At 65.4% G+C, this 5,822-nt stretch carries 5 protein-coding genes; 4 read left to right on the forward strand and 1 reads right to left on the reverse strand.

Annotated elements, in window-relative coordinates; genetic code table 11:
• The 3 genes from U9980_RS12180 to U9980_RS12190 form a co-directional block, all read left to right on the forward strand.
• Positions 1–988, forward strand: a 988-nt coding sequence (locus tag U9980_RS12180) for a sugar ABC transporter permease (RefSeq protein WP_322768009.1), incomplete at its 5' end; no start/stop codon positions are given.
• Entirely contained in the window at positions 988–1,932 is a 945-nt protein-coding gene (locus tag U9980_RS12185; RefSeq protein WP_322750768.1) for a carbohydrate ABC transporter permease, read from the forward strand. The genes U9980_RS12180 and U9980_RS12185, both read left to right, overlap by 1 nt.
• 2 nt (positions 1,933–1,934) lie before the next feature.
• Positions 1,935–3,032: an ABC transporter ATP-binding protein gene (locus U9980_RS12190; RefSeq protein WP_322753743.1), complete on the forward strand. Its 1,098-nt coding sequence runs from the start codon at positions 1,935–1,937 to the stop codon at positions 3,030–3,032.
• 53 nt (positions 3,033–3,085) lie between these two features.
• On the opposite strand, the gene U9980_RS12195 is transcribed toward U9980_RS12190, so the two are convergent.
• Positions 3,086–4,297, reverse strand: a complete 1,212-nt coding sequence (locus tag U9980_RS12195) for an ROK family transcriptional regulator (protein WP_322768010.1) — start codon at positions 4,295–4,297, stop codon at positions 3,086–3,088.
• Positions 4,298–4,451: 154 nt separating this feature from the next.
• Here U9980_RS12195 and zwf point away from each other — a divergent pair.
• Positions 4,452–5,822 (forward strand): glucose-6-phosphate dehydrogenase (gene zwf, locus U9980_RS12200; RefSeq protein WP_322768011.1); only part of this gene is annotated, 1,371 nt, incomplete at its 3' end.

The raw sequence follows: 5,822 nt of genomic DNA on the forward strand, positions 1-5,822 counted from the left end.
ACTGACAGGAGGCGAACCCCTCGTGCCTACTGAGGCCCTGCCGGCACGGCCCCGGCCGAATGCGCGTGACGGCCCAACCCGTTGGTTCGGTTACCGCCGACGGCCTACCTTCCAGCCGGCGGAACAGACGGTCGGCTGGCTGTTCAGCGGACCGGCCGTCGTCCTGCTGACCTTGTTCATCGTCGTGCCGTTCCTGCTGGCGGTGGGGTTGTCCTTCACCAACCAGAGGCTCCTCTCACCACTTCCAGTGCGGCTCGTGGGGATGGAGAACTACCGGCGTATCTTCGCCGACCCGGTGTTCCAGCGATCGCTGGTCAACAATGCTGTCTTCACCGTTGTGGTCGTGCCGGTGCAGACGGCGTTCGCACTGTGGCTCGCCGTTCTGGTGAACCAGAAGATTCGCTTCATATCGCTTTTCCGAACCGCCTATTTCGCGCCGGTTGTGATGATTATGGCGGTGGCGGCAACAATCTGGAAGCTGCTGTACGATCCTGACATCGGCATCATTGACGGTGTGCTTCGCGCGGTTACCGGCGGCCACCTGAGCCCCAGTTGGCTTCGCAGCAGCGCACTGGCGCTGATCGCCGTCATCTTCATGTCGATCTGGCAGGGTGTGGGTTTCCAGATGGTGGTCCTGCTGGCCGGGCTGCAGGACGTCGACCGAGAACTGTACGAAGCGGCGGAGATCGATGGTGCGAGCCAGTGGCAACAGTTCCGCTACATCACCGTTCCGGGATTGCGCAACCAGCTCGTGTTCGTCGCGACCGTGACCACGATTCTGTCGTTCCGGCTGTTCGATCAGGTGTACGTCATGACCCGTGGCGGGCCGCTCGACGCCACCCAGACGATGATGACCCGCCTGGTCGACGTCGGTTTCAACCAGCAGGCGATCGCTCGCGGTTCGGCCATCGCGGTCGTGTTCTTCCTCATCGTCTGCGTCGTCACGCTGGTGCAGCGTCTGCTGCTACGCGAGAGGGAAGCGGACTGATGGCGACACTGCAGGCCCACAACCCGGGGCCCAATGCGGGCCCGCAGCCCGACGCAGCCGCCGCCACGGTGGACCCGACGGCGAACGATGGCGGGTCCACACCACATCCCAGCCGGGGCTCCCCCTGGCGGTTCCTGCGTCGTTACGTGCTGCTCGTGCTACTCGCGGTGTTTTTCGCGTTCCCGTTCCTGTTCATGGTCGTCGGCGCATTCAAACCCGATGACCGCGTACTCGCCGACGGTGCCAGCTGGAAGGCGTTCGTGCCGTTCGGGGCATCGCTGGACAACTTCACCGACGCGTTCAGCCGCGCGGAGTTCGGCCGCCTGTTCCTCAACTCGGTGCTGATAACAACCTGTATTGTGCTCGGTGGCCTTGTGGTCAACAGTCTGGCCGGTTACGCGCTCGCCCGGATGCGGTTCCGTGGTCGAAAGCTCCTGCTCGGTATAGTCGTCACTCTCGCGATCATTCCTTTTCAGGCCATCGCGATCCCGTTGTTGTTCATGATGGCCCGCATCGAATGGCTCGACACCTACCGTGTCCAGATCATTCCGTTCCTCGCAAATCCTTTTTTCATCTATCTCTTCTACTCGTTCTTCCTCGGTATCCCGCGGGAACTGGAGGAAGCGGCCCGGGTCGACGGCGCCGGACCGGTCACCATCTTCACTCGAGTGATCGTCCCGATTGCCCGCCCGGTCTACGCGACCGTGGCGATCCTGTCGTTCCTGTTCAGCTGGGGCGAACTGCTGTGGCCGGTGCTCGTCACCCGCGGATCGACGGTACGACCGCTGTCGCAGGGCATGGCAGTCTTCCAGACCCAGCCACCGATCCAGTGGGGCGACATCATGGCGTTCGCGACCATGACGACCCTGCCGATACTGATTCTTTTCCTCGTCTTCCAGCGTGCGTTCGTCCAGGGTGTTTCCCGTACCGGCCTCAAGGGGTGACCATGGCTTCCGTTGTCTTCGACCATGCCACGCACAGCTATGCTGGCGCCGGCGCAGCCCCTGCGGTGGACCGGCTCGACCTCCGTATCGACGACGGAGAATTCATGGTGCTGGTCGGGCCGTCCGGGTCGGGTAAGTCCACCGCCCTGCGAATGCTCGCCGGTCTGGAAAGCGTCGACGCCGGCACGATCCGGATCGGCAGCGACGACGTCACCGCGTTGCCGCCTGCCCGCCGTGACATCGCCATGGTGTTCCAGAACTATGCGCTGTATCCCCACATGGACGTCGCGGCGAACATGGGTTTTGCGTTGAAGATCGCGGGTATGGCGAAACCGGAACGTGACCGGCGGGTCCGCGAGGCCGCACGCCTGCTCGACCTGGAGCCCTACCTGGCCCGCAAACCCAAGAATCTGTCCGGTGGGCAACGGCAGCGGGTCGCGATGGGCCGGGCCATCGTGCGCGAACCGCGGGTCTTCCTCATGGACGAGCCACTGTCGAACCTCGACGCGAAACTGCGTGTCCAGACCCGGAGCCAGATCGCGGAACTGACCGCACGTCTCGGCGTCACCACCGTGTACGTCACCCACGACCAGGTCGAAGCGATGACCATGGGCGATCGGGTGGCGGTGCTCCGCGACGGCGTCCTCCAGCAGGTAGCGACGCCCCGGCAGCTGTACACCTATCCGGCCAACGTGTTCGTCGCCGGGTTCATCGGGTCCCCGGCCATGAACCTGCACACCGTGCCGCTGGTGGGCCGCTGCGCCGTCCTCGGTGGGCTGCGGGTGGAACTGCCGGCCGCCGCCCTGGCCGCGGCGGGGGCCGAGCAGCTCACCCAGGTACGAGTCGGCATCCGACCGGAATCGTTCGCGCCGGTCGAACAGGTGGACGGCGGCACTGTCACCGGCCGGGTCGAGCTGGTCGAGGATCTCGGTTCGGACACCTACATCCATGTCGCCGTCGACCTGCCTGACGGCCCAGCCGCGTTCGTCGTCCGGGCCGACGGACGGATCCAGATCCACCGCAACGAGTTGCTACGACTGTCCGTCGACCCGGCTGAGGTGCACTTTTTCGACCCGACGACCGGCATTCGACTCGGGTGACAAGAGCGCCCGGCAATAGCCCTGCGACGCCACGTCCCTATTGCCGGTCGCTCTTATTGCCGGGCGATCGACCGTGGCGGAGCCGCGGCCAGCGCAGTGTCGATGGACCGAGGTGAGAGGACCTCTTCAAGAACCATGACGGCACAGCCGATGATGCCCGCTCGCTCCTCGAGCACGCTCGGCAGGATCTGCAGATAGCGCGTCGCAAGGGTGGTGGACCGTTGGTACAGCACTTCACGCAGCCCGGCCACCAGCGGGTCGTACACGTGCGCCAAGTCGCCGCCGATCACCACGAAGGCGGGATTGAGCAGATTCACGGCTGCGGCGAGCACTTCGCCTATTCGGCGCCCTGCTTCGCGGACCAGTCGCAGCGCCTCGTGGTCGCCTGCACGCACGAGGTCGATGACGCCGCGTACGCCGTCGACTGCGCGACCGGACTCAGACAGTCGTCTGACGAGGGCCCATCCACCGGCGACCGCTTCAAGACAGTCCACGTTGCCGCATCGGCAGACCGCGCCACCGCCGTCGCAGACACGAATGTGCCCGATTTCGCCTGCCGCGCCGAGCGCGCCACGTTGCAGCCGCCCGCCGCTCATGATGCCTGCGCCGATGCCGGTCGAGGCCTTGACGAACAGCAGATCGCCGACAGGTGGCACATGCTGGGTGTCGTACTGCGTCCGGTACTCGCCGAGCGTCATCACGTTGACGTCGTTGTCGACGAGCACGGGCACCGCGAAGTGGTTGGTGAAATACGGCGGGATCGCGACCCCATCCCATCCGGGCAGCACCAGTGGGCTGACCGTGCGCCCGGTCTCGACGTCCACCGACCCGGGAACGCTGACGCCGACGCCCCGTACGGTGTCGCGAGCGTGGGCGGACCCGGCAAGCAGCTGCTCAAGGCGGCCAGCGGCTTCGGGCAGCACCGCATCGGGCCCCTCGCGGATGTCCGCCTCTAAGTCGTCCTCCGCCAGGATCTTCCCTGTCAGATCGCAGACGGCGAGTTGTGCTCGGCTCGCACCCATGGAGGCGGCGAGCACGACCCCTCCCGACGTGTGGAACTCCAGCCGCGAGGGTGGCCTGCCGCCGGTGGAGGGACCATCGGTGCGCTCCACGACGAGCCCCTGTTCGAGAAGCTGGCTCACCCGCAGCGCGACCGCGGTGCGAGACATGCCGGTGAGGCTCGCGATGTCGGCCCGGGTGGCGGCCTCCCCGCCGCGGATAAGCCGAAAGACCTCCCCGGCTGGAGCGAGGGCATGCCGTCTCATCACGAATCAGCAGTCAAGCACTGTCGTTTCGACACCTCAAAGACTATACATGGGCAAGTTTTTAACTTAAAATACATAAGTCATCCATTGATGGTACATAGGTCGCGCTTAGTGTGATGTTCGCTACGGCAGGCCCACTTCGAAGGGAGAGTCCATGGCGCACCTCGCGTCGGTCGCGTCCTGCGACGTAGTCGTCTTCGGCGGCACCGGGGATCTCGCGATGCGCAAGCTGCTGCCTGCGCTCTACCACCGTGACCGCGACGCGGCGATCACAGCCGACTCGCGCGTGATCGCCGTGTCGCGAGCCGGCCTCGACGATTCCGGATATCGCGACAAGGTCGACTCGGAGCTGCGCCGGTTCGTCCCGGCCGCAGCGGGCGAGGTGGATGCCCGCGCTCGGTTCCTCCAGCGCCTGCACCACGTCACGGTCGACGTCGAGGAGCACAGCGCCTGGGACGGTCTGCGGGCATTGTTGGACGGCGAGAAGGAACGGGTGCGGGTCTTCTATCTGGCCTGTGCGCCAGCGTTGTTCGGGCCGATCTGTATGGGTCTGCGGGACAACGGGCTGGTCACCGCCCAGTCCCGGGTCGTGCTCGAGAAACCGATCGGTCATGATCTTGAGTCCGCACGCCGGATCAACGACGAGGTCGGGGCGGTGTTCGCCGAGGAGCAGATCTTCCGGATAGACCACTACCTCGGCAAGGAGACCGTGCAGAACCTGCTCGTGCTCCGCTTCGCGAACTCGCTGCTCGAGCCGTTGTGGAACTCCGGCTCGATCGACCACGTACAGATCACGGTCGCCGAGTCGATCGGTGTCGGTGGACGCGGCGGGTACTACGACAGTTCCGGCGCGCTGCGCGACATGGTGCAGAACCATCTGCTGCAGCTGCTGTGTCTGGTGGCGATGGAACCGCCCACCCGGCTGGATCGCGAGGCGGTCCGCGACGAGAAACTAAAGGTTCTCAAGGCGTTGCGGCCGATAACAAATAGTGATATAGGACGATATGTCGTTCGGGGACAGTACACGGCGGGCTTCGTCGAGGGGGCTCCCGTGCCTTCCTACCGGGACGAGGTGGACGAGGTGGACGGGGCCGCGAGTACCACCGAGACGTTCGCGGCGCTGAAGGTCGAGGTTCAGAACTGGCGCTGGTCCGGTGTGCCCTTCTACCTCCGCACCGGCAAGCGGCTGGACCGTCACGCGTCGGAGATCGTGGTGCAGTTCCGGCCGGTGCCGTATTCGATCTTCCCTGGGATCGAGGACACCATCACCCCCAACAGTCTCGTGCTGCGCCTGCAACCCGACGAGGGCGTACGCCTGCACCTGATGGCGAAGGAGCCGGGTCCGGGCGGTGTGCGGTTGCGTCCGGTGCACCTCAATCTCAGCTTCGCCGAGACCTTCAAGGCCCGACTGCCCGATGCCTACGAACGGCTGCTCATGGACGTCGTCCGGGGCAACCCGACGTTGTTCATGCGACGCGACGAGGTCGAGGCCGCATGGACCTGGGTGGAGCCCATCCTGGCCGCC

Source organism: Protofrankia sp. Cr1 (assembly GCF_963555865.1).
GTDB lineage: Bacteria > Actinomycetota > Actinomycetes > Frankiales > Frankiaceae > Protofrankia.